1 protein-coding gene and 2 pseudogenes are annotated in these 2242 nt (G+C 69.2%); 1 reads left to right on the top strand and 2 read right to left on the bottom strand.

Annotated features, from left to right (window positions below):
• Window positions 1-105 (bottom strand): annotated as a pseudogene (locus tag ACTWQJ_RS50440) (TetR/AcrR family transcriptional regulator); the annotation flags it as partial.
• Window positions 106-273: 168 nt separating this feature from the next.
• On the opposite strand from ACTWQJ_RS50440, the gene ACTWQJ_RS50435 reads away from it, so the two are divergent.
• Entirely contained in the window at window positions 274-1527 is a 1254-nt protein-coding gene (locus ACTWQJ_RS50435; RefSeq protein WP_443313048.1) for a YncE family protein, read from the top strand.
• Here the strand turns inward: ACTWQJ_RS50435 and ACTWQJ_RS50430 are convergent.
• Window positions 1520-2242: pseudogene (locus ACTWQJ_RS50430) on the bottom strand (endoglycosylceramidase); the annotation flags it as partial. The gene ACTWQJ_RS50435 and the pseudogene ACTWQJ_RS50430 overlap by 8 nt on opposite strands.

Raw genomic sequence — 2242 nt, 5'->3', positions numbered from 1 at the left:
GAGCTGGAGCGCGGCGTCCAGGAAGCGTCGGCGCCGCTCGGCCTGCCGTTCCTCGGCGGACCTGCCGCCGTAGCGGCCGGTCGGCGCCCTGAGCCTGCCTGTCAACGTCCCTCCTGTCCTTCGCCGTTCGCCAATTTTGTCGTGTACGCAGTCTTGTGGAGAAGGGTGCCCGCTCCTTACTTTCCAGTAAGTAAAACTCTGAACGACCTCGTATTCAGATTCGTTCATTGACATGCCCGCGCCAGCCGCCCATCTCCAGAGGAGAGAGCACCCATGCCTGCCATCAGCCCCAGGCACCTCTGCTCCATCGCAGCCGCCCTCGCCCTGACCCTCACCGCCCCCGCGACCACCGCCGTCGCCGACAGCCCCGACTCCGCCGCCCTGCGCGAGGTGCTGTTCGTCGGCAACAACTGGGACGGCACCGCCGATGTCATCAGGTCCACCGGCGACTTCGCGAAGATCGGCCGCATCAACGTCATCCCCGACAAGGAGGAGCGGCTGGTGGAGATCAACGCCGATCCCATCAAGTGGATCTACTTCATGGCGATCCGCAACAGCGTCGGCGAGGGACACGACCAGTTCGTCGACGACATGTACTCCACCCCGGACGGCCGGTCGATGGTCGTCTCCCGGCCGAGCTTCGCCGACGTCGTCTCCATCGACCTCGCCACCGGGGACATCAACTGGCGCTTCCCCGTGTCCGGTTACCGCTCCGACCACATGGCGGTCTCCCCCGACGGCACCCGCGTCGCCGTCTCCGCCTCGACGTCCAACACCGTGCACGTACTGGACATCGACACCGGCGAGCAGGTCGGCTCGTTCGCCACCGGCGACAAGCCGCACGAGAACGTCTTCAGCCGGGACGGCAAGTACATCTGGAACATGGCCATCGGCGACGTCAACACCGCCCTCGACGAGCCCTGGCTGGACTGGACGAAGGGCGACCGCCGCATCACCGTCGTCGACGCGACCACCTTCGAGCAGGTCAAGGTGATCGACATGCGCGCACGCCTGGACGCGATCGGCCTCGACGACCACTCCGACGCCGTCCGCCCCGCCGCCTTCAGCCCCGACGAGAGCAAGCTGTACTTCCAGGTGTCCTTCTTCAACGGCTTCTTCGAGTACGACGTCGCCTCCGACAAGATCACCCGCACCAAGACCCTCCCCGAGAACCCGGACACCAGCGAGGACCGCACCACCTGGGTCAACGACTCGCGCCACCACGGCATCACCATGAAGCCCGACGGAACCAAGCTGTGCATCGCGGGCACCATGGACGACTACGCCACCGTCGTCGACCGCGCCACCCTTCAGGAAGGCCCCCTCGTCCCCGTCTCCAAGCCCTACTGGTCGACCGTCAGCGGTGACGGAAAGTCCTGCGTGGTCTCCGAGAGCGGCGCCGACCAGGTCACCGCGATCGACTTCGCCACCGGCCGCAAGACGGTGTCCGTCCCGGTCGGCGACCACCCCCAGCGCGTGCGCCTGGCGCAGGTGCCCGCCGACTGGACCGGCCCGTCGGCTAGTTGACCGCCCGCGCGGCCCACGCCGTGAGCTCGGCGCGGGCCGCGCCCAGCAGGTCCGCGGACGGCGCCGTCGCCCCGTTGGTCACCAGTGCGTAGTGCAGGACGCCCGAGTCCGGCGCGGTGAGCAGCAGGCGGCGGCTGCCCGTCCCGCCCGGTTCGGCGGCCACGCCGATCGGGGTGGTGCCGGTGTACGACGGCGGGGCGTACGCCGTGCCGATGTCGGAGACGACCGTGGTCGCCGAGGTCGGGAACGACGCCGGCAGATGCAGTTCCGTGGGCGCCTCGCCGCCGTCCGACCGCCACAGCAGCAGCGCGTACTGGCCCGAGCCGACCAGACGGGCCGCATTCGGCAGCGAACCCGGCACCGGATTCCAGGTCAGGGTCGTCGAGCCGTCCCGGGAGCGGTCCTCGTAGGTGAAGGCGACCGTCGTGCCGGCGGTCGCGCTCGGGTAGACGCGGTCCAGGAGCCGGGCGTCCTGGCGCAGTGCCGCCGTGCCCGCGTCGTCCAGGTGGACGGCGGACAGGTCCTCGTCGTTCCAGGCGTCGCCCTCGGTGAGCACCTTGTCGGGGTTGCCGTTCATCAGCTCGCGGTGCCGGCCGTTGTAGATGTCCCACTGCCACTGCGTGCCGGACAGGACCGGCCCCGACGCCTTCGGGTTCGACCACCAACTCGCGCCCGGCAGACGGGAGTCCAGGGCCTGGTACATGGCCTTGAGGAC

This window comes from Streptomyces sp. KR55 (genome assembly GCF_052245645.1).
Taxonomy (GTDB): domain Bacteria; phylum Actinomycetota; class Actinomycetes; order Streptomycetales; family Streptomycetaceae; genus Streptomyces; species Streptomyces flavusporus.
The sequence above is the reverse complement of the archived record's forward strand: the minus strand, read 5'-3'. Positions and strand labels throughout refer to the sequence as shown.